Source organism: Candidatus Photodesmus anomalopis, assembly GCF_000731785.2.
GTDB lineage: Bacteria > Pseudomonadota > Gammaproteobacteria > Enterobacterales > Vibrionaceae > Vibrio > Vibrio anomalopis.
In genome coordinates this window covers 222,905-244,011 of the sequence record NZ_JGVJ01000010.1, presented here as the reverse complement: position 1 = coordinate 244,011, position 21,107 = coordinate 222,905, and the positions used below count along the sequence as shown (strand labels likewise).

Genomic DNA, 21,107 nt, shown 5'->3' with positions numbered 1-21,107 from the left:
AATTTTTTATAGTAATTACTCTTCATTAAATAAATCACCACCATGCATATCAATCATTTCCAACGCTTTACCACCACCTAAGGCAACACATGTTAAAGGATCTTCAGCCACTACAACTGGTATTCCAGTTTCTTTAGTTAATAGACGATCTAAATCTTTTAATAATGCACCACCGCCAGTTAAAACCATACCATTTTCAGAAATATCAGAAGCGAGTTCTGGAGGACACTGCTCTAAAGCAAGCATTACTGCTGAAACAATACTACTTAAAGGTTCCTGAAGTGCTTCTAAAATTTCATTTGAACTTAAACTAAAACTACGAGGAACACCCTCTGCTAAATTTCTACCACGAACTTCAATTTCTTTGACATCATTACCTGGATGAGCTGAACCAATTTTATGCTTAATCCTTTCTGCGGTCGCTTCGCCAATCAAACTGCCATAATTGCGACGTACATAATTAATAATTGCCTCATCAAAACGATCACCACCCATACGAACAGAAGAGGAATAAACTACACCATTCAACGAAATAACGGCCACTTCAGTTGTACCTCCACCAATATCAATAACCATTGACCCTGTAGGTTCAGATACACGTAATCCCGCACCTATTGCAGCTGCCATAGGTTCATCAATCAAATAAACTTCACGAGCACCTGCACCTAAAGCAGATTCACGAATAGCACGACGCTCTACCTGAGTAGAACCGCAAGGAACGCAAACTAAAACACGCGGACTAGGTTTTAGTACACTATTATCATGAACTTGTCTTATGAAGTGCTGAAGCATTTTTTCAGTTACATAAAAATCAGCAATTACACCATCTTTCATAGGACGAATTGCTAAAATATTACCAGGAGTTCGACCTAGCATTTGTTTTGCAGCATAACCAACAGCTGCAACACTTTTTCCTGAACGGGATCGATCTTGACGTATAGCAACTACAGAAGGTTCATCTAAAACAATGCCTTGACCTCTTACGTAGATGAGAGTATTAGCAGTGCCTAAATCAATAGATAGATCACTTGAAAACATACCACGAAGTTTTTTAAACATATTTTCGATTATCCTGAAAAAATTATAAAATAAAGAGAATTAAAAAGAACAAATAAAAAACTTCAACATTCAATAATGATTAAATATTATTTAAAGTTCTAATACCTAGTAATGATAAACCTTGTCTAATAGTTTTTGCTATTAATGCCGATAATTGCAACCGACTTTGTTTCAAAAGAATATTTTGTTTAATTAGAATAGGATAAACTTCATAAAATCTAGAAAACTGCCCTGCTAATTCAAATAAATAATTACATAGAATATGAGGTTGTCCCTGAACAGAAACAGATTTTATCACTTCTTCAAACTGTAGCAACTTCATAACAAGTGCTCTTTCCTTCTTGCATGTAATTTTAATAACACCTTTAAAAGAATCTATTGACAGGCCAACTTTAGTAAAGATAGAAATAAGACGAACGTACGCATATTGAATGTATAATGCTGTATTCCCTTCAATTTCTAGCATATGATCCCAATCAAATACATAGTCAGTATCACGATGCTTTGAAAGATCTGAATATTTTATCGCTGCTATTGCAATTATATTAGAAATATTTATTTTCTCATCTGCTTTCAAATTTGGTTTTTTTGATTCAACTAATTTCATTGCACGACTTTCAGCTTCATTTAATAAGTCTTTAAGAAGCACAGTACAACCTGATCTAGTTTTAAATGGACGACCATCCTTACCTAATATCATACCAAACGCATGATGCTCTAAAGAAACGTGTTTGGGAACATAACCTGCTTTTCGAACAATAGTCCAAGCTTGCATTAAATGTTGATGTTGACGAGAATCAACAAAATAAAGAATACGATCAGCATCCATCTGTTCATAGCGGTACTTTGCGCAAGCTATATCAGTTGTAGTATAAAGAAAACCTCCATCATGTTTTTGTATAATAACTCCCATAGGAGCACCGTTTTTATTTTTAAATTCATCTAAAAATACAACTTTAGCACCATTATCTTGTTTAGCTAAACCTTTCTTTTCAAGGTCAGTAACAATATCAGGTAACATATCGTTATACATGCTTTCTCCCATTACATGACTATGGGTTAGAGAAACATTTAAACGTTCATAATTACGCTGATTTTGAATCATACTAATATCCACTAACTGTTTCCACATTTCAGAACAAAATTTATCACCACTTTGTAACCTAACAACATAAGAACGAGCCTGGATTGCAAATTCCTTATCTGTGTCATATAGTTTTTGAGATTCACGATAAAATTTTTCTAAATTGGATAAATTCATTAATGCTGTATTACTTAAGCCTTTCTGTATCCGTTCAAGATTCGCAATAAGCATACCAAATTGAGTACCCCAATCACCAATATGATTTACACGAATAACCTCATGACCTAAAAACTCTAGTACTCGAACTACTGCATCTCCAATGAGAGTTGAACGTAAATGGCCAACATGCATTTCTTTAGCTATATTTGGAGCTGAATAATCAACCACAATGGTTTTACTAATTTCTTTTTGAATACCAAGACATTCATTAGAAACTGAAATTTTATTAATTTTTTCCTCTAAAAAACAATTATTTAGAAAAATGTTAATAAAACCAGGTTTGATAACCTCTATTTTTTTTTCAATACCATTTAGGTTTATGATTTTTGATACTTTTTTAGCAAATGTGTATGAATCAATTCCCAAACGTTTAGCAATGCTCATTATCCCATTTACTTGATAATCTCCAAATTCTTGTTTTGAAGATTGACGAACATCAGCAAAGCTTCCTAAAGGAGCACCAGCATCTTCAAGGGCATTCGATATTTTTTTATTAATTAATAATTGCATATTCACAAGATGTTCCTTTAAATCTTTAAAGCTGTCAAATAACTTATCTGAATAATAAAATCTGGCATATTTTGTACTTATTTAGTATGTTAACGCGCTATTTTTATGCTAAAAAAAATCTCTAGACAGACTTTAACAGTTCTGATTGAATCCAAGGCCAACATTGTTTTTTTCGACTTAGTGTATTCTCCATCATTAACATACCATTTTTTCTGTATTTATTTAGATTATCTGCCCATTTCCCCTTGTAAATTAACCTAGTTCTAGCTGTCATAATGTCAGTAAGCATAATAGCTGAAAAAGGTGAATTATTTTTTTTGCAACGAATTTCCAAATCATCTTCAATATCTTTGATGAGATTGCTAACTTGATCTAAGCTTGCAAGCTCAACTTGACCAATCATTAAATAATGACCATTATGTGTGTAGGCTTTAAGATCTTTTTCTACTAATTCAGTAGCTGATAATCCTTTGATATCTGTTTTAGCAATTAAAATTGATTTAGTAAATTGATCTAAATTTTCTACCGAAGCAATCTTTGCTAATTCTTGCACTGCATCTTTATCTTTTAAAGTACAAGTAGGAGATGAAAACGCAACTGTATCAGAAAGGATTGCAGACATCATTAAAATTGCTAGTTGTTGTGTAATTTGTACCTTTTCAATTTTAAATAGATTGAATAATATGGTACATGTGCAACCTACTGGCCAAATCCAAACCTCTAAAGGATTTATTGTCATAACATCACCTAGACGATGATGATCAACAATCCCTAAGATTTCAGCTTCGCCAATATCATCTGCTGCTTGTGCTAAATCAGTATGATCAACTAACCACACTTTTTTGCCAGAAATATTCGTACATAATTCAGGTTGTGCAACACCAGCAGTTTTAAGAATATATTCAGTTTCTCTATTAACCTTACCTTGACGTATGGGCTTAGCTTTAAACCCCCGCGCTTTTAACAAAGCTGTAGTTGCTAGCGCGCTACAAATACTATCACTATCTGGATTTTTATGACCAATTACAAGAATCATTTTTCCTCCTAATCTTAAGCTATTAATAATAATACATTTACCTAATCATAAGATAAATAGCTTGCCTCAATTTCAATGATTTACTAACTTTAACTTATTTTTTAAAAATATTTAAATATTGACTATATTATTCTTCTATGAAGATTAGTTATAATTAATCTTTAATAATAGCAAATATCCAGTTAAATCAAAAACTTAAATTAAATTAAATAAATCCAACGAATTGCAGAATATAGAAAATGTTAAAAAACATATTGATTCTAACTTCTATTTTTCATCATAGTTTGAATATAATCTTAAAATTAGCTTTTTATATAAACTAAATATTTCATTTGATTTAAAAGATATACAAATCAAACCATATCACTATGTTATGTTTAGAAGTACTTAAGGAATAAAAAATGAGTATTCTGTATGTTGGTTCTGAGGTAGGTCAACTAAAACGAGTATTGTTAAATCGACCTGACCGAGCTTTAGTCTATCTTACGCCATCCAATTGCAATAAATTATTATTTGATGATGTCTTTAATATACAAAAGGCCTTGAAAGAATATGATATATTTGTGAAGACTCTTCTTAGTGTAAAAGGAATCAAGGTATTTTTTCTTCAAAATTTGTTACTTGAAACTTTAGAAATAGATAAAGCTAAAGAATGGCTACTAAATACTCAAATCTCTAATTTTCGGTATGGTCCTGTTTTTTCTCAAAATTTACGTCATTACTTAAAAAATATGAAAAACAAAGAGTTAGCTAGTATACTACTTGGTGGTCTTGCTTATTCAGAGCTAAATATTCATTCATCATCAATCCTTCCTCAAATAAATCAATCTTTAGATTTTGTTATTGAACCTTTACCTAATCACATGTTTATTCGTGATACATCCTGTTGGTTATATGGTGGAGTGTCTCTTAATCCAATGATGAAATCTTCTCGAAAAAGAGAAACTAATCATTTAAGAGCTATTTATCGTTGGCATCCAATGTTTTCTAAGCAAGATTTTTTTACATATTTTTTTGATGAAAATATAAACTATGATAATGTTCATATTGAAGGCGGCGATATATTAGTTATTGGCAAAGGAGTAGTATTGGTTGGAATTTCTGAAAGAACAACTCCACAAGGTGTAGAAAGTTTAGCTTTTAATCTATTTAAAAATAATCAAGCAAGGGAATTAATAGCAATTAATTTACCAAAAGCGCGTTCCTGTATGCACTTAGATACAGTTATGACTCATGTAAACATTGATACTTTCTCTATTTACCCAAAAGTTATGCACCGAGATCTAGATACATGGAGTTTTACACCAACACTCAATGGTGAAGTTAAAATTAAAAAAGCTGAGAATTATATTTATGCAATTGAAAAAGCCCTTGGTTTAAGTTCTATTCAAATTATCACAACTGGTGGTGACAAATATCAAGCAGAACGTGAGCAATGGAACGATGCTAATAATGTTTTGACAGTTAAACCCGGATTAGTAATATCTTATGAGCATAATATTTATACAAATGAAAAATTTGATAAAGCAGGTATCAAAGTTTTAACAATTCCAGGTAATGAATTAGGGCGTGGTCGTGGTGGAACTCGCTGCATGAGCTGTCCTATTGAACGTGACTCTATTTGATTTTTTGCTATCTAACCTATTTTTTATTAAATCTTGGTAACATATATCAACATTTGTAATTAGAAGAACTGTTAACTTTTTCTGTAACTAAAACAAATCGAATCTATTACTAATGGAAATCTAAATTTGATTCTAAACTAAACAGTTAGCATACTTATATACAGCATTTTATTTTTATTTGAAATATAAGCATATATGAGAAACAGGAAAAAACAATTATTACACTTATATTACCCATAGAAACAAAACAAGATATATATTCTAATTATTATAATTGTACTATTCAAATAGTTTCAGTTACTTCTAAAAACGAGATTAATGAATTTATTCATAATTTACCAATACAAAGAAAGCAACCAATCTAGGTAAATCATAAGGTAGTTAATGATACTAAATGGTATACTGCTTTATATAGAAGGTATGAAATAGAATCAAAAAACAAAATTGATGCTTTTCCATTTAAAATTAGGTCATTGAACCCATTTTTTGAAACATATTGACACTGTTAAAATTTTTAAATTTCCAATATTAACTCAACTAATTTATTAATAACTTAGTTTTTTATTTTAAATATGAAACACCATTTCTAGAAAAAATGTAATAAATATACTATATGTATCTCTCTCAGATTCTCATGTCTAACAATCTATTTTCAAAGGAATTTTATTAATGAAAAAATCTATTGTCCTGAGTGGTATTCAACCGTCAGGTAAATTAAGTATTGGCAATTATCTTGGTGCATTACGTCAATGGATAGAAATGCAAGATAATTATAATTGCCAATATTGTATAGTAGATCTTCATGCAATTAGTATCCGTAAAAATCCAAAAGAATTAAATAAAAATATTTTTGACACTTTAGCTATCTGTTTATCTTCCGGTATCGATCCTAAAAAAAGTTCTCTGTTTATTCAATCGCACATACCAGAGCATACTCAACTTAGTTGGCTCCTTAACTGTTATACACAAATTGGTGAACTTAAAAGAATGACTCAGTTTAAAGATAAATCTCAATGTTATAACAACGTGAATGCAGGTTTGTTTAATTATCCAGTGCTAATGGCTGCAGATATTTTACTTTATGGAGCCCATAAAGTTCCTGTAGGAAATGATCAAAAACAACACCTAGAACTAGCTCGTAATATTGCTATTCGATTTAATAACATATATAGCCAAAATAATCCAATCTTTACCATCCCAAAAGCATATACTCCAAAAATCAATGGACGAGTTATGAGCTTACAAAATTCTGCTAAAAAAATGTCTAAATCAGATCATAATCACAAAAATATCATCACTCTTTTAGATGAACCTAAGACAATCCTTAAGAAGATTAATCAAGCACAAACTGATCTGGACAAACCACCACGTATCATATATGAAGCAGATAAAAAACCTGGAATTTCAAACTTAATGAGTTTATACTCAGCGGCAACCGGAAAAACTTTTACTGAAATTGAAACACAGTACCAAAATACAGAACTATATAGTCCATTTAAAACAGATGTTGCTGAAGCAATTATTTCAATGCTGGAACCAATTCAAATAGAATACAAACGTGTCAGAAAAGATTATTCATATCTTAATTCGGTAATGAGGGATGGTGCAAAAAAAGCATCAATTCTTGCTTCTAAAACATTAAAAAAAGTTTATGAAGCAGTAGGTTTTATTGTTCCAAATTTCAAATAACATATTACTGTTTCATATCATAAAAAAGGAGAAATTTTAATTGACACACACAAATAAAAATCACTATAAAAACAATCAAAACTTTTTGCTATGATGAAGAATATTCATTTTAATAAATAGAGCCGAAATTGCTGTTATAGGCAAAGAAAAAAAGTTATAAAATAAAATAAAGAACAGTCTATACTGTTATTAGAAATATATATACTTATATAGTAAGACCATAAAGTTGCCTTAGTAATCATCATGCCAATAAATACTATTATGGGGTTATTTGCAAAGTCCCCGATTAAACCTTTGCAACATCATGTTGTATGTGTTAACGAGTGCTGTTCACATCTCGTAAAATTCTTTAAGGCATCTTCTAACCGAGATTGGAAGGAAGCATCTGAAATTTACATGAAAATTTCTAATCTGGAAAAAAAAGCTGACATATTAAAACGTAAAATTCGGTTAAAACTACCTAGAGGTTTATTCATGCCTGTTGATCGAAGTGATATGCTTGAACTCCTCACCCAACAAGATAAACTAGCGAATTTATCGAAAGATATTGCTGGTCGTGTTTTCGGTAGACAACTAGTTATTCCTAAAACTTTTCAAAAAAACTTTATTATTTATTTAAAACGCTGTCTAGATGCAGCTAATCAAGCACAAAAAGTAATCAATGAACTTGATGAATTACTAGAAACTGGATTTAAAGGTCGTGAAGTAACACTAGTTGCTGAAATGATTGATCAATTAGATGTAATTGAAGATGATACTGATACGATGCAAATTCAGCTTCGCCAACAATTGATGGAAATTGAATCAGAATATAACCCTGTTGATATCATATTTTTATATAAAATTCTAGAATGGGTAGGAGCTATTGCAGATCAAGCACAGCGTGTTGGTGCCCGTCTTGAAGTAATGCTTTCTCGAGCCTAAATCATAATTAACAAGATAACTAAGAGCAATTAAATACTTTATATACCTCAGTTAATTAAGCGATGATTCTCTCACCGCCTGTCTTTCTTTGTGTATAGATGATTTTGCTTTAGTTATCAATAATTTGGTACCACTATGGATATTCTGGCAAACTATGGCAATGTCTTAATTTTGATTTCAGCAATTTTTAGTTTTTTTATGGCTATTGGAATCGGTTCAAATGACGTAGCTAATGCAATGGGAACATCAGTAGGATCAAAAGCACTTACTGTGAAACAAGCAATTATTATTGCTATGATTTTTGAATTCACAGGAGCATATCTTGCAGGTGGTCAAGTAACTAATACAATTCGAAACGGTGTAATTGACATATCTCTATTTAATCACAATCCAGATATACTTGTCTATGGTATGATGTCAGCATTATTAGCTGCTGGTACGTGGCTATTGATTGCATCCTATATGGGATGGCCTGTATCGACAACACACTCAACTATTGGTGCTATTATTGGTTTTACTTGTACATCACTAGGTATAGAAGCAGTAAATTGGGCAAATGTCCGAGGAATAGTAAGTAGTTGGCTTATTACTCCTATAATTTCTGGTTTTTTTTCTTATATTATATTTATTAGCACCCAAAAATTAATATTTAATACTGATAATGCACTTGTTAATGCTAAACGATTTGTTCCTATATATATGTTTATAACTACTATTATTATCACTCTAGTAACTATTAAAAAAGGACTAAAACATATTGGTTTAAATTTAAGTAATGAAAACGCTTGGATTTTGGCGGTGAGTATTTCCAGTATAATTATGGTTCTTGGTTATATATATATTCAAAAGAAGTTTATAAACTGCAAAAATGATCATAGCTTTTCTGGAGTAGAAGATGTTTTTGGTATTTTAATGATCATCACTGCTTGTGCAATGGCTTTTTCACATGGTTCAAATGATGTAGCTAACGCTATTGGTCCTCTTTCTTCTGTTGTCTCGACAATTAAGCATGCAACAAGTACAATCATTGCAAGCAAAAATACAATAACATGGTGGATTCTGCCATTAGGTGGAATAGGGATTGTCATTGGCCTTGCTACTCTTGGTCAAAAAGTAATGGCTACTGTTGGTACTGGTATCACAGAACTAACACCAAGCCGTGGTTTTTCTGCTCAGCTAGCAACTGCATGTACCGTAATTCTTGCATCTGGTACTGGTTTACCTATCTCAACTACACAAACTTTAGTTGGAGCTGTATTAGGTGTTGGATTTGCTCGTGGAATTGCTGCTTTAAACTTAGGTGTAGTACGCAATATTGTTGCCTCTTGGATTGTAACTCTACCAGCAGGTGCGATACTTTCAGTTATATTTTTCTATGCTCTTCAAAAGATCTTCAGTTAAAACTGATTAAGAAAAATAGTGTATATATATATTTCTAAAAAACTAAACTCTATCTAATATTGTCCAGAAGCAATAATCATAGTATTCTCAATCAAACTAGCTACTGTCATTGGACCAACCCCACCAGGTACAGGAGTTATAAAACTAGCGTGTTTTTTAGCTACTTCATACTCTACATCTCCAACTAATCGACCAGATCTTAAACGGTTAATACCAACATCAATTACAATAGCACTTTTTTTAATCCAGATTCCAGGAATAAAATTCGGCTTACCTACTGCAACTATCAATAAATCAGCTTGACGGACATGTTCTTGAAGATTTTTAGTAAAACGATGACATGTAGTTGTAGTACAACCAGCTAATAGTAACTCTAACGTCATAGGACGACCTACAATATTTGAAGCACCAACTATTACTGCATGTTTACCACATAAATTTATATTATAATAACTAAGTAACGTAATGATCCCTTTAGGGGTACAGGGTCTCAATTTAGGAATACGTTGAGCAAGACAACCAATATTATATGGATGAAATCCATCAACATCTTTTTCTGGAAGAATATGCTCTAGTACACGCATAGTATTAATGGAATTAGGTAAAGGAAGCTGAACAAGAATACCATCAATTTTTGAATCTTCATTTAACTGCTCTATAAGAGAAAAAAGCTGATTTTCACTAACAGTAGTAACTGGAATATTATACAATTTTGAAATAAAACCTACCTCTTCACATGCTCTCCGTTTATTGTCTACATAAATTTTAGATGCTGGATCTTGACCAACTAAAATTACAGCTAATCCAGGAACTCTAAAACCTGAATTAATCCGTTCTTTTACACGATTAGCAACCTCTAAGCGGATATTTTTCGCAACCGACATTCCTTCAATCTTTTGAGCAGTCATGAGTCTCCCTTACTAATGAAAGAATAAAACTTAGATTATCATGTAAAAAAAATGAATACAGCATGAAAAAGTTTGTTTAATTTTTTTTTCTAAAAAATAATTTTAGCTATTTTAAATAGTGTCTTATTACACAAATAAAATTGTTGATTTAATAAATTTAATCCGTACAATCTCCTTCTGGTATACATGCATACAATGCGCCCTTAGCTCAGCTGGATAGAGCACGTCCCTTCTAAGGATGTGGTCGAAGGTTCGAATCCTTCAGGGCGTGCCAAACATGCATTTTAGATTGTTTATTAATACTTATAACTATCCTACCTATATAAGATATAAGCTTAGAAAAATAGACTGCTATCAATAAAGTAAAGCTGCTTAATCCATTTACATTTATCTAAATATTATAAATGGATAGATTAAGTTTTACTCGTCTAAAAAACTACGCAAAGTTTCTGATCTACTCGGATGACGTAGTTTACGAAGTGCTTTTGCTTCTATCTGACGTATGCGCTCACGAGTTACATCAAATTGTTTACCTACTTCTTCGAGAGTATGATCAGTATTCATATCTATGCCAAATCGCATACGTAATACCTTTGCTTCACGAGGTGTTAGACCTGATAATACATCCCTAGTCGCAACTTTTAAACTTGTTGACGTAGCATCATCTAATGGTAATTCTAAAGTTGTATCTTCAATAAAATCACCTAAATGAGAATCTTCATCATCGCCTATAGGAGTTTCCATAGAAATTGGTTCTTTTGCAATCTTTAGGACCTTACGAATCTTATCTTCTGGTATTTGCATACGTTCTGCTAATTCTTCTGGCAAAGGCTCTCGTCCCATTTCTTGTAACATTTGACGAGAAATTCGATTAAGTTTATTAATTGTTTCAATCATATGAACGGGAATGCGAATAGTACGGGCTTGATCTGCAATAGAACGAGTAATTGCTTGACGAATCCACCATGTAGCATATGTTGAAAATTTATAACCACGACGATACTCAAATTTATCTACCGCCTTCATTAGGCCTATATTTCCTTCTTGTATGAGATCTAAAAATTGTAATCCACGGTTAGTATACTTCTTAGCTATAGAAATGACTAAGCGTAAATTAGCTTCAACCATTTCTTTTTTTGCTCGACGAGCCTTGGCTTCGCCAATAGACATACGACGACTAATATCTTTAATATTTTGAACTTTTAAAGAAGTTTCATTTTCAATAAGATTCAGTTTCTGAATAGACCGACGAATGTCATTTTCATGGCATTTTATCTTCTCTATATATGGATTATCTGAAACAAAAAGCTTATTTAACCATTCTCCACTAGATTCATTTCCAACAAATAAAGCAATAAATAACTTTTTAGGCATTTTGGCATATTCAACAGTTCGATACATAATCAACCGCTCTTGAGTACGTACCCGTTCCATAGCTGTACGCAATTCACTCACTAAATAATCAAACTGCTTTGGTGTCAAACGGAATTCAGAGAATACCTGTTGTAATATTTTCGTGGATTGAACAACTTTTTCACTATCTGCGCCGTATATCTTAATTTCTAATTGAAGTTTTTTATAAGTATCACGTAATTTCGAAAATTTTGAAAAAGCTAATTCTGGATCAATACCAATCATTTCTTCATCTTCGTCTTCAAGATCAGAATCTGTAAGATCAGAACCGACATGCGTAGCAGTTGGTGCTCCACTACCATAATCACTAGGATCAATAAAACCTGAAATTAAATCAGTTAGACGCAATTTTTCAGATTGAACTTTATCGAACTGTTCTAAAATATATGGAATAGCACCTGGATATTCAACTACAGCATTCTGAACTTGACTAATACCATCTTCAATACGTTTAGCAATATCAATTTCACCTTCTCGAGTTAACAACTCAACTGTACCCATCTCTCTCATATACATACGAACAGGATCGGTTGTGCGACCAATTTCATTTTCTACACTTGATAAAGCTGCTGCTGCTTCAGCCACATCTTCATCAGTAATTGCACTATCGCCATTTAGAACAAGTTCATCAGCCTCAGGAGCTGTTTCTACTACCCTAATACCCATATCATTAATCATCTGAATGATATCTTCTACCTGCTCAGCATCAACAATTTCTGTAGGTAGGTGATCATTTACTTCAGAGTAGGTTAGATATCCTTGTTCTTTACCTTTAATAATAAGTAATTTTAGCTGTGACTGCGGATTTTGATCCATAAAAAGGTATCCAACTTTTCATCTAGTAACGGATTTAGTGTATGAATTGCAAATTTTAAAATACTAACAAAATTATTTATTATCGATTAATCAAACTGAATCATGATTTTAAATCAAGCATTAAGGCCAATAACTTCTTTTTTTCTCCAGTTGGTAAACCAATACTTCTATCTTTAGCTTGAAGAAGTTCAATTTGTTTTTCTATACACTGAGACAATATTTTGTCTAGAGAATCCAAAAAAACATCTTCCTGATTATTTTCATCAAGAGGAATCATATAACTTGCTAGACGAGATAAAAGCATCTTGTTTTTCTTATATCGCCAGCTTTCCAGCAATTGACCTGTGCTAACATGGGGACAAGCTCGACAATAATCAAGAACTTCAAATAATAAATCAAGTCCAGGTAATGCTAACCCTTTGATACTTGAAAGATCAGGAACTAAATTAGCGTAGCTTGGATTTTGAATTAGCAAAATAATAACTTCGCGCATTGGAGTACGTTTAATTTTTTGATCTAATTTTAATCGACTCTTATTCAAGTGTTTTTTTAGGTGCTTAAAGTGATTATCAAATCCGGTTCTTTGATCAAGTAATTTCCCTAATAATTCTTGAAATTGATAATCTGGAATTTTATCAATTAATTTAATTACATATGAACGAAATGCTGATTTTCCTTCATCAGTACCTAAATTTAATTTATGTATTTTAATTAAATTTTGAAATAAGTAAGTAGATAATGATGTAGCTCCTTCAATTAATCTTTCGAATTTATTTTTACCATACTGACGAATATAACTATCAGGATCTTCATTTTTAGGTAAAAACAAAAATTTAAGAGTCTTTCCTGTTTTTAAATGCTTTAAAGAATTTTTTAATGTCCGCCATGCTGCTTCTTCACCTGATTGATCTCCATCATAACAACAAATAACGGTACTGGTTTGACGAAATAATATTTTTAATTGTTCTCCAGTGATAGATGTTCCTAATGATGCAACAGTGTAATTTAGCTCATATTGAGATAAAGCAATCACATCCATATACCCTTCTACAACTAAAACCCTTGAAAGAATAGAAGAAGATTTAATCACTTCATAAAGACCGTAAAGCTCCTTTCCCTTTTTAAAAATGATTGTTTCTGGTGAATTGATATACTTTGGTTTACTATCATCAAGAACCCTTCCGCCAAAACCAATAATTCGTCCAAGACGATCACGAATTGGAAAAATAATCCGGCCACGAAAACGGTCATAGCAATTTCCAAAATCATTTTTTACCAAGACCCCAGTATCTATAAGCATATTATGTTGTTTACTAAAGTAATTACGAACTAAATCCCATTTATTTGGAACATAACCAATTAAAAATTTATGGATAACTTTGCTAGAAATTCCACGATTTCTTAAATAATTAGTAGCGATCTTGTTACCAGGAGATGTTAACAGTCCGATATAGAAATTAGTAATATCCCTCATTATTAAATACAAATTTTGTTTATCTGTAATGGACTTAGAACGGTTACTAACATAATGATCATACTGCTCTCGAGGAACTTTTAAACCTATAAATGATGCAAGTTGTTCAATAGCTTCTATAAATTCATACTGTTCATACTGCATTAAAAAATCAACTGCATTGCCATGTACACCACAACCAAAACAGTGATAAAACTGCTTCTTAGGACTAACAGTAAAAGAGGGGGTTTTTTCATCGTGAAATGGACAACATGCAGTATAATTTTTCCCTCTTTTATTAAGCTTGATACGAGAATCAATGATATCAATGATATCAATCTGTTCTAGAAGATTAGAGATAAAACTACTTGGAATACGACCTACCATAAGATCTTTTTAAAAATTAACTTCTGAACGATACAGAACCGTTATTAAATAAATGAAATTTATTTAACTGAACTGAAGAGAAAAAATAAATTTAAATACCGCAAATAAGTCGTTCTATTAAATTATTTTAGAATAGCTGAAACAGTTAATTTAACTAAAGCTATTTTAATATAAACGAATCCTACGAGCATTTTCTCGAGATAATTTCTTAAAATGACGTTTTTGAGCTGCAGCTTTAGCTCGTTTTCGAAGTGTCGTAGGTTTTTCGTAATGTTCACGGCGACGCACTTCAGAAAGAATACCTGCCTTTTCACAAGAACGCTTAAAACGCCGTAAAGCGACATCAAATGGTTCATTTTCACGTACTTTAATTATTGGCATAATTATCTTCTCTTCTTTTTTTAATCTTAAGGTTATACAATGAAAAGCTATTTAACAAAATTAATTGCATTCAATCAACAAAAAAGCTATCTTGAGATTTTCGAGATTCTAATCTTATTTCTACTAATTTGCAAAAATTTTTATACAGAAGTAATTTCTAACAATCTATTATCAACACTATACTCGAATCTAGCCGAGTATTTGAAATACTAATTATATATATTTCAACTAAAATGGAGCAGTAACTTTTAAAATATGCGTATTATTGCTATTGAAACCTCGTGCGATGAAACAGGTGTAGCCATTTATGATGATAAAGAAGGATTACTTTCTCATAAATTATATAGTCAGGTACACATTCACTCTAAGTATGGAGGCGTTGTTCCAGAATTAGCATCACGTGATCACATACACAAAATAATCCCACTTATCCAATCTAGCTTAAATGATAGTGATTCAACATCGGAAGATATTGATGGAATTGCCTATACAGCGGGACCTGGTCTTATTGGTTCTATATTAGTTGGTGCTAGCATTGGTCATAGTATTGCTTATGCTTGGAATATTCCTGCTATTCCTATTAACCATATGGAAGGACATTTATTAGCACCAATGTTAGAAAAGATACATCCTACATTTCCCTTTATCGCATTATTAGTCTCTGGCGGCCATACCATGATAGTACAAGTAATTGATATTGGAAAATACAAAACCTTAGGAGAATCAATCGATGATGCAGCTGGAGAAGCATTGGATAAAACAGCAAAATTAATGAAACTAGGTTATCCTGGCGGTCCTTTAATATCTCATTTAGCTCAAAAAGGGACACCAGGTCGATTTCGATTCCCCCGTCCAATGATAAATCATCCTGGGCTTAATATGAGCTTCTCTGGTTTAAAAACTTCTGCTGCTAACATTATTAGTGTTAGTAGAAATGACGAACAGACACAAGCAGATATTGCGTATGCATTTCAAGAAGCACTCTGTGATATCTTAATAATTAAGTGTAAAAAAGCATTACAACAAACTGGTATCAAACGTATTGTTATTGCTGGCGGTGTATCTGCTAATCAAAGATTACGTAAATCAATTGAGGATTTAGCTAAGGAAATTGGAGGAACAGCCTACTATCCAAGAATTGAATTCTGTACTGATAATGCTGCAATGATTGCTTACGCTGGAATGAAACGTTTAAAAATCTCTAAAAAAAGTAACTTAATTATCCAAGCTAAAGCCCGCTGGCCAATTGATACCCTTGAATCAACATCCTTCTAATTTAAAAATGAACACTTAGTAAAATCTTTCTTTTATCTAATTTCTTTCAATTCATCTAATATAAGTAATTTTTCTCGAAGTTGTTTATCTAGCTGTCTTGCTTTATCTACATTATCTTTTAGGTACTTACACGCATTACCTTTTCCTTGGCCAATTTTATCCCCATTATAACTATACCAAGAACCAGATTTTTCGATTAGTTCATTCTTCACACCTAAATCAATCAATTCACTTTCACGATTAAAACCTAGACCATATAAAATTTGCATTTCAGCTTGCTTAAATGGTGCGGCAATTTTATTTTTAACAACTTTAATTCTGGTTTCATTACCAATGATTTCATCACGTTCTTTAATGGAACCAGTTCGACGAATATCAAGACGCACTGAAGCGTAAAATTTTAGAGCATTACCTCCAGTTGTAGTTTCTGGACTCCCAAAAATCACACCAATTTTCATACGAATTTGATTAATAAAAATGCACATACAATTAGACTGCTTTAAATTTCCAGTTAATTTTCTCATAGCTTGAGAAAGCATACGAGCTTGAAGTCCCATATGACTATCACCCATTTCTCCCTCAATTTCAGCTTTTGGTGTTAATGCAGCTACTGAATCTATAACAATGACATCAATAGCGCCAGAACGGGCTAACGCATCGCAAATTTCTAATGCTTGTTCACCAGTATCTGGTTGAGATATTAAAAGTCTATCAATATCGACACCTAGTTTTTTTGCATAAATTGGATCTAATGCGTGCTCTGCATCAATAAACGCACAAGTTTTGGTTAATCTTTGCGCAGAAGCAATTAATTCTAAAGTTAACGTTGTTTTACCTGATGATTCTGGACCATAAATTTCTATTATTCTCCCCATTGGCAACCCCCCTGTACCTAAAGCAATATCTAAGGAAAGAGAACCAGTTGAAATAGTTTCAACATCCATAGTACGATTATCTCCAAGACGCATTATTGACCCTTTACCAAATTGTTTTTCAATTTGATTAAGGGCTGCAGCTAATGCTTTTTTTTTATTTTCATCCATAACTTATTCCTACTCTTTCAATATCTATCTCTTAATTCTATACTTATCAAGTTATGTTTTAAAAACAAGATAAAAGCATTAGATATTAATCATACCAAGTTTTACAATGTGCAATATTGTACTTTAATTCATAGAATTTACACGTTTACCAGGTATAATACCTGAACTTTTCCGAATTTTGATAAAAAAATAAAGATTACAGTTGATATTAAGAACATTTATTATTATCTTTTTTAATAATAGTAATTTAACATATCATTCGATAGTATAGATAAGTGATAAATACTACACATGAACATTAACCAAAATCACACTCCTATGATCCAGCAATACCTAAAATTAAAAGCTGAAAATCCCGGGATGTTGTTATTTTATCGTATGGGTGATTTTTATGAATTATTTTATGATGATGCTAAACGTGCCTCTAAATTACTAGATATTTCTTTAACTCGAAGAGGCCAATCAGCAGGTAAACCAGTGCCAATGGCAGGCGTACCATTTCATTCACTTGAAAACTACTTAACAAAATTAATTCAACTAGGTGAATCAGTGGCCATTTGCGAACAAATTGGAGAACTTACTGATAAAAAAGCTCCTATTAAAAGACAAGTAGTACAAATCATTACACCAGGAACTGTTACCGATGAAACATTGTTAGAAGGAGAGATTGATAATTTAATTGCAGCAATTTATTATCAAAAAGGCAAATTTGGTTACGCTACTTTAGATATAACTTCTGGTCGGTTTCAACTCACTGAGCCAGAGACAGAAAACGAAATGGCTTCGGAATTACAACGTACTTTGCCAACAGAACTTCTTTTCCCTGAAGATTTCAAATATACTAAATTAGTAAATCACCGAAATGGGAATCGACCTCGACCTGTTTGGGAGTTTGAACTCAATACAGCTAAACAACAACTCAACCAACAATTTGGAACACAAAATTTGGCTGGTTTTGGCGTTGAACAAGCTGAATTAGGCTTACGTGCTGCAGGTTGTTTAATTCAATATGTAAAAAATAATCAATGTACTGCGCTTCCGCATATACGTTCTTTAATTTTCACTCAACAACATCATTTGATGATATTAGATGCTGCTACACGTCACAATTTAGAAATTAATAAAAATCTATCAGGTGGTAATACAAATACCTTAGTTGAATTACTTGATTGTACTAAAACTGCTATGGGTAGCCGTATGCTAAAACGTTGGCTACAACAACCAACACGTTGCCTTGATACCTTACAACAACGGTTGGACTCTATTGAAGAAATCAAACGAAATTCTCTGTTTATAAAGCTTCAACCTATACTAAAAGAAATTGCAGATATTGAGCGTATTATCACTCGATTGGCATTACGGTCTGCCAAACCTAAAGATATGATTAGATTACGTCAAACATTAAAACAGTTACCAGAATTACAAATAATATTTAATTCTATAATGACACCTCATCTCATACAATTAGCTCAATTTTCATTGCCTAATGAAAAAGTATATGAACTACTTAAAATTTCATTAAAAGAAGAACCTTCAGTTACCATTCGTGATGGTAATGTGATTAAAGAAGGTTATAACAAAGAATTAGATCAATATCGTATATTAGCAAATGGAGCATTAACATACTTAACTGAATTAGAAAAGGAGCAACGTAAACTTTACGGAATCGATACACTTAAAGTACGATATAATAATGTCCAAGGATTTTTTATTCAGGTTAGTCGTAAACAAAGTAGTTTAATTCCAAAACATTATTCTCGTCATCAAACTCTAAAAAATGTCGAAAGGTATACTATACCAGAACTCAAAGAGTATGAAGCAAAAATTTTTAACGCACGTTCAAAATCTATAGCATTAGAAAAAAAACTTTGGGAAGAAATATTTGATCTATTAATTCCCCATTTAGAATCACTGCAAAATCTTGCTGCAGCTATTGGACAAATCGATGTTTTGCAAAATCTTGCGGAACGCGCAAAAACATTAAATTACTGCCAACCATCTTTCAACTCTATCAGTGGAATTCAGATTCAATTAGGTCGACATGCTGTAGTTGAACAAACAATTAATAAGCCTTTTATTGCCAATCCAACTAAACTAAATGATAAACGAAAAATGTTAGTCATTACTGGCCCTAATATGGGTGGAAAATCTACATACATGCGTCAAACTGCATTGATTATTCTGTTAGCATATACAGGCTCTTATGTACCAGCAAGCTCAGCTAAAATTGGTCCTATAGATCGGATTTTTACTCGAATTGGAGCATCAGATAACTTAGCTTCTGGTCAATCGACATTCATGGTTGAAATGACAGAAACAGCAAATATTCTTCATAATGCTACAAGAAATAGTTTAGTAATTATGGATGAAATTGGTAGAGGCACTAGCACTTACGATGGAGTATCATTAGCATGGGCTACTGCTGAATGGTTAGCTACTAGTATTGGAGCAATGACTTTATTCGCTACTCATTATCTTGAGTTGACAAAATTAGCTGAACAATTGTCTGATTGTGTTGCTAATGTATACTTAGATGCAGTTGAGTATAAAAATAAAATTGCTTTTATGCATTCAATAAAAGAAGGTTCAGTAAATAAATCCTATGGTATAGCAGTTGCAGAATTAGCTGGTTTACCTAAAACAGTAATTAAAAATGCTCGACAAAAATTAGAATATTTTCAAAAAAATAATGAACATCCAGATGGCCTAAAGATACACAACCAACAAATAGCAAATAGAAATATAAATCAACTAGAAAAAATTTTATCGGAGATAGAGCTAGATGATCTAAGTCCTCGTCAAGCACTAGAGAAACTATACCAATTAAAAATACTAATCACTAATAAAAATAAATCATATACCTTTCATATCAATGAAAAATGATTTTTATTCAGTAAAAAATACTATATTCTTTCAGAATTAAACAAATTTTCCATATTTAAACCTTGATTAATAAGGATTTCTTTTAATCTACGCAAACCTTCTACTTGAATTTGGCGAACACGCTCACGAGTTAAACTAATTTCTCGGCCAACTTCCTCAAGTGTTGCTGGTTCATATCCTAATAAACCAAACCGACGTGCTAAAACTTCTTTCTGTTTAGGATTTAATTCATCTAACCAATGAATTAGTGACTCCTCAATATCCTTATCCTGTGTTGATAATTCAGGATCAGAGTTATTAAGATCAGGGATAATATCTAATAATACTTTCTCTCCACTATTACCAATTGGGATATCTACTGAACCAATATGCTCATTAAGCCGTAGTACTTTACTTACATCAGAAGCTGATTTATCAAGCTTCACTGCAATTTCTTCTGCTGTAGGTTCATAATCCAACTGTTGTGATAATTCACGAGCTGTTCGCAAATAAATATTAAGTTCTTTAACTACGTGAATTGGTAAACGAATAATTCTAGTTTGATTCATCAAGGCACGTTCAATTGTCTGTCTAATCCACCAAGTGGCATATGTTGAAAAACGAAACCCCCTTTCTGGATCAAATTTTTCAACAGCACGAATTAATCCTAAATTACCCTCCTCAATAAGATCGAGAAGAGCTAAACCACGATTATTATAACGGCGAGATATTTTTACTACTAATCGAAGGTTACTTTCAATCATACGTTTACGAGCAATATTATCACCTAGCAATACACGCCGAGCATAAAAAACTTCCTCCTCTGCAGTCAATAAAGGAGAAAAACCAATTTCACCTAAATACATCTGAGTTGCATCTAAATTTTTTTCAGATACTTCAAATTCCTCCTTATCTGTTGAAAAATCCTGGGCTGTAATAAGAAAAGCCTTTTCTGATTCAATATCAAATTTCTCTAAATCTAATTCTTCAATTTTCGCTGCTGGATTGCTAGTATTCATTTT

General features: G+C 32.0%; 15 protein-coding genes and 1 tRNA gene. 7 read left to right on the top strand and 9 right to left on the bottom strand.

The genetic code is table 11. From position 1 onward, the window contains the following. Nucleotides 1-15: 15 nt before the first annotated feature. From CF66_RS01720 to CF66_RS01710, 3 genes are all read right to left on the bottom strand, one after another. Nucleotides 16-1,059, bottom strand: a complete 1,044-nt coding sequence (locus CF66_RS01720; RefSeq protein WP_016503534.1) for a rod shape-determining protein — start codon at nucleotides 1,057-1,059, stop codon at nucleotides 16-18. A 79-nt stretch (nucleotides 1,060-1,138) separates the two neighbouring features. Beyond that, the gene (gene argS, locus CF66_RS01715; RefSeq protein WP_034411347.1) at nucleotides 1,139-2,878 is read right to left on the bottom strand and encodes an arginine--tRNA ligase; all 1,740 of its coding nucleotides are present in this window, start codon (nucleotides 2,876-2,878) and stop codon (nucleotides 1,139-1,141) included. Nucleotides 2,879-2,993: 115 nt separating this feature from the next. Then, on the bottom strand, nucleotides 2,994-3,908 hold the full coding sequence (locus CF66_RS01710) for a manganese-dependent inorganic pyrophosphatase (protein ID WP_034411345.1): 915 nt from the start codon (nucleotides 3,906-3,908) through the stop codon (nucleotides 2,994-2,996). A gap of 401 nt (nucleotides 3,909-4,309) precedes the next feature. On the opposite strand from CF66_RS01710, the gene arcA reads away from it, so the two are divergent. The 4 genes from arcA to CF66_RS01690 all read left to right on the top strand — a co-directional run bounded on the left by arcA (nucleotide 4,310) and on the right by CF66_RS01690 (nucleotide 9,547). Further along, nucleotides 4,310-5,533, top strand: a complete 1,224-nt coding sequence (arcA, locus tag CF66_RS01705; RefSeq protein ID WP_034411343.1) for an arginine deiminase — start codon at nucleotides 4,310-4,312, stop codon at nucleotides 5,531-5,533. 669 nt (nucleotides 5,534-6,202) lie between these two features. After that, complete coding sequence (trpS, locus tag CF66_RS01700) at nucleotides 6,203-7,222, top strand: tryptophan--tRNA ligase (RefSeq protein ID WP_034411341.1); 1,020 nt, start codon at nucleotides 6,203-6,205, stop codon at nucleotides 7,220-7,222. Between the two features lie 243 nt (nucleotides 7,223-7,465). Next, nucleotides 7,466-8,146: a TIGR00153 family protein gene (locus CF66_RS01695; RefSeq protein ID WP_016503539.1), complete on the top strand. Its 681-nt coding sequence runs from the start codon at nucleotides 7,466-7,468 to the stop codon at nucleotides 8,144-8,146. 135 nt (nucleotides 8,147-8,281) lie between these two features. After that, entirely contained in the window at nucleotides 8,282-9,547 is a 1,266-nt protein-coding gene (locus tag CF66_RS01690; RefSeq protein ID WP_016503540.1) for an inorganic phosphate transporter, read from the top strand. 53 nt (nucleotides 9,548-9,600) lie between these two features. Here CF66_RS01690 and folD read toward each other — a convergent pair whose 3' ends face one another. Next, a complete protein-coding gene (gene folD, locus CF66_RS01685; protein WP_016503541.1) occupies nucleotides 9,601-10,455 on the bottom strand; it encodes a bifunctional methylenetetrahydrofolate dehydrogenase/methenyltetrahydrofolate cyclohydrolase FolD in 855 nt (284 codons plus the stop codon). 197 nt (nucleotides 10,456-10,652) lie between these two features. Between folD and CF66_RS01680 the strand changes: the two genes are divergently transcribed. Continuing rightward, nucleotides 10,653-10,729 (top strand) — tRNA-Arg (locus tag CF66_RS01680). 146 nt (nucleotides 10,730-10,875) lie between these two features. Here CF66_RS01680 and rpoD read toward each other — a convergent pair. From rpoD to rpsU, 3 genes are all read right to left on the bottom strand, one after another. After that, nucleotides 10,876-12,684 carry an RNA polymerase sigma factor RpoD gene (rpoD, locus tag CF66_RS01675; protein WP_016503542.1) on the bottom strand — a complete coding sequence of 603 codons (1,809 nt, stop codon included), beginning with the start codon at nucleotides 12,682-12,684 and terminating at the stop codon, nucleotides 10,876-10,878. A gap of 100 nt (nucleotides 12,685-12,784) precedes the next feature. Next, on the bottom strand, nucleotides 12,785-14,524 hold the full coding sequence (gene dnaG / locus CF66_RS01670) for a DNA primase (protein ID WP_034411338.1): 1,740 nt from the start codon (nucleotides 14,522-14,524) through the stop codon (nucleotides 12,785-12,787). Nucleotides 14,525-14,689: 165 nt separating this feature from the next. Then, entirely contained in the window at nucleotides 14,690-14,905 is a 216-nt protein-coding gene (gene rpsU, locus CF66_RS01665) for a 30S ribosomal protein S21 (protein WP_016503544.1), read from the bottom strand. 255 nt (nucleotides 14,906-15,160) lie between these two features. Here rpsU and tsaD point away from each other — a divergent pair, with 255 nt between their 5' ends. Then, nucleotides 15,161-16,180: a tRNA (adenosine(37)-N6)-threonylcarbamoyltransferase complex transferase subunit TsaD gene (tsaD, locus tag CF66_RS01660; protein ID WP_016503545.1), complete on the top strand. Its 1,020-nt coding sequence runs from the start codon at nucleotides 15,161-15,163 to the stop codon at nucleotides 16,178-16,180. A 32-nt stretch (nucleotides 16,181-16,212) separates the two neighbouring features. Here tsaD and recA read toward each other — a convergent pair whose 3' ends face one another. Beyond that, a complete protein-coding gene (gene recA, locus CF66_RS01655; protein ID WP_034411335.1) occupies nucleotides 16,213-17,223 on the bottom strand; it encodes a recombinase RecA in 1,011 nt (336 codons plus the stop codon). Between the two features lie 291 nt (nucleotides 17,224-17,514). On the opposite strand from recA, the gene mutS reads away from it, so the two are divergent. Then, nucleotides 17,515-20,106, top strand: a complete 2,592-nt coding sequence (mutS, locus tag CF66_RS01650) for a DNA mismatch repair protein MutS (RefSeq protein WP_052541657.1) — start codon at nucleotides 17,515-17,517, stop codon at nucleotides 20,104-20,106. 20 nt (nucleotides 20,107-20,126) lie between these two features. Here the strand turns inward: mutS and rpoS are convergent, their stop codons facing one another. Further along, a complete protein-coding gene (rpoS, locus tag CF66_RS01645) occupies nucleotides 20,127-21,104 on the bottom strand; it encodes an RNA polymerase sigma factor RpoS (protein ID WP_016503548.1) in 978 nt (325 codons plus the stop codon). Between the last annotated feature and the right edge of the window lie 3 nt (nucleotides 21,105-21,107).

Excerpts from the sequence above, each read along its gene's own strand:
- CF66_RS01720 (WP_016503534.1), bottom strand. The coding sequence starts at position 1,059 with ATGTTTAAAAAACTTCGTGGTATGTTTTCAAGTGATCTATCTATTGAT.
- CF66_RS01710 (WP_034411345.1), bottom strand. The coding sequence starts at position 3,908 with ATGATTCTTGTAATTGGTCATAAAAATCCAGATAGTGATAGTATTTGT.
- arcA (WP_034411343.1), top strand. The coding sequence starts at position 4,310 with ATGAGTATTCTGTATGTTGGTTCTGAGGTAGGTCAACTAAAACGAGTA.
- trpS (WP_034411341.1), top strand. The coding sequence starts at position 6,203 with ATGAAAAAATCTATTGTCCTGAGTGGTATTCAACCGTCAGGTAAATTA.
- CF66_RS01695 (WP_016503539.1), top strand. The coding sequence starts at position 7,466 with ATGCCAATAAATACTATTATGGGGTTATTTGCAAAGTCCCCGATTAAA.
- CF66_RS01690 (WP_016503540.1), top strand. The coding sequence starts at position 8,282 with ATGGATATTCTGGCAAACTATGGCAATGTCTTAATTTTGATTTCAGCA.
- folD (WP_016503541.1), bottom strand. The coding sequence starts at position 10,455 with ATGACTGCTCAAAAGATTGAAGGAATGTCGGTTGCGAAAAATATCCGC.
- rpoD (WP_016503542.1), bottom strand. The coding sequence starts at position 12,684 with ATGGATCAAAATCCGCAGTCACAGCTAAAATTACTTATTATTAAAGGT.
- dnaG (WP_034411338.1), bottom strand. The coding sequence starts at position 14,524 with ATGGTAGGTCGTATTCCAAGTAGTTTTATCTCTAATCTTCTAGAACAG.
- rpsU (WP_016503544.1), bottom strand. The coding sequence starts at position 14,905 with ATGCCAATAATTAAAGTACGTGAAAATGAACCATTTGATGTCGCTTTA.
- tsaD (WP_016503545.1), top strand. The coding sequence starts at position 15,161 with ATGCGTATTATTGCTATTGAAACCTCGTGCGATGAAACAGGTGTAGCC.
- recA (WP_034411335.1), bottom strand. The coding sequence starts at position 17,223 with ATGGATGAAAATAAAAAAAAAGCATTAGCTGCAGCCCTTAATCAAATT.
- mutS (WP_052541657.1), top strand. The coding sequence starts at position 17,515 with ATGAACATTAACCAAAATCACACTCCTATGATCCAGCAATACCTAAAA.
- rpoS (WP_016503548.1), bottom strand. The coding sequence starts at position 21,104 with ATGAATACTAGCAATCCAGCAGCGAAAATTGAAGAATTAGATTTAGAG.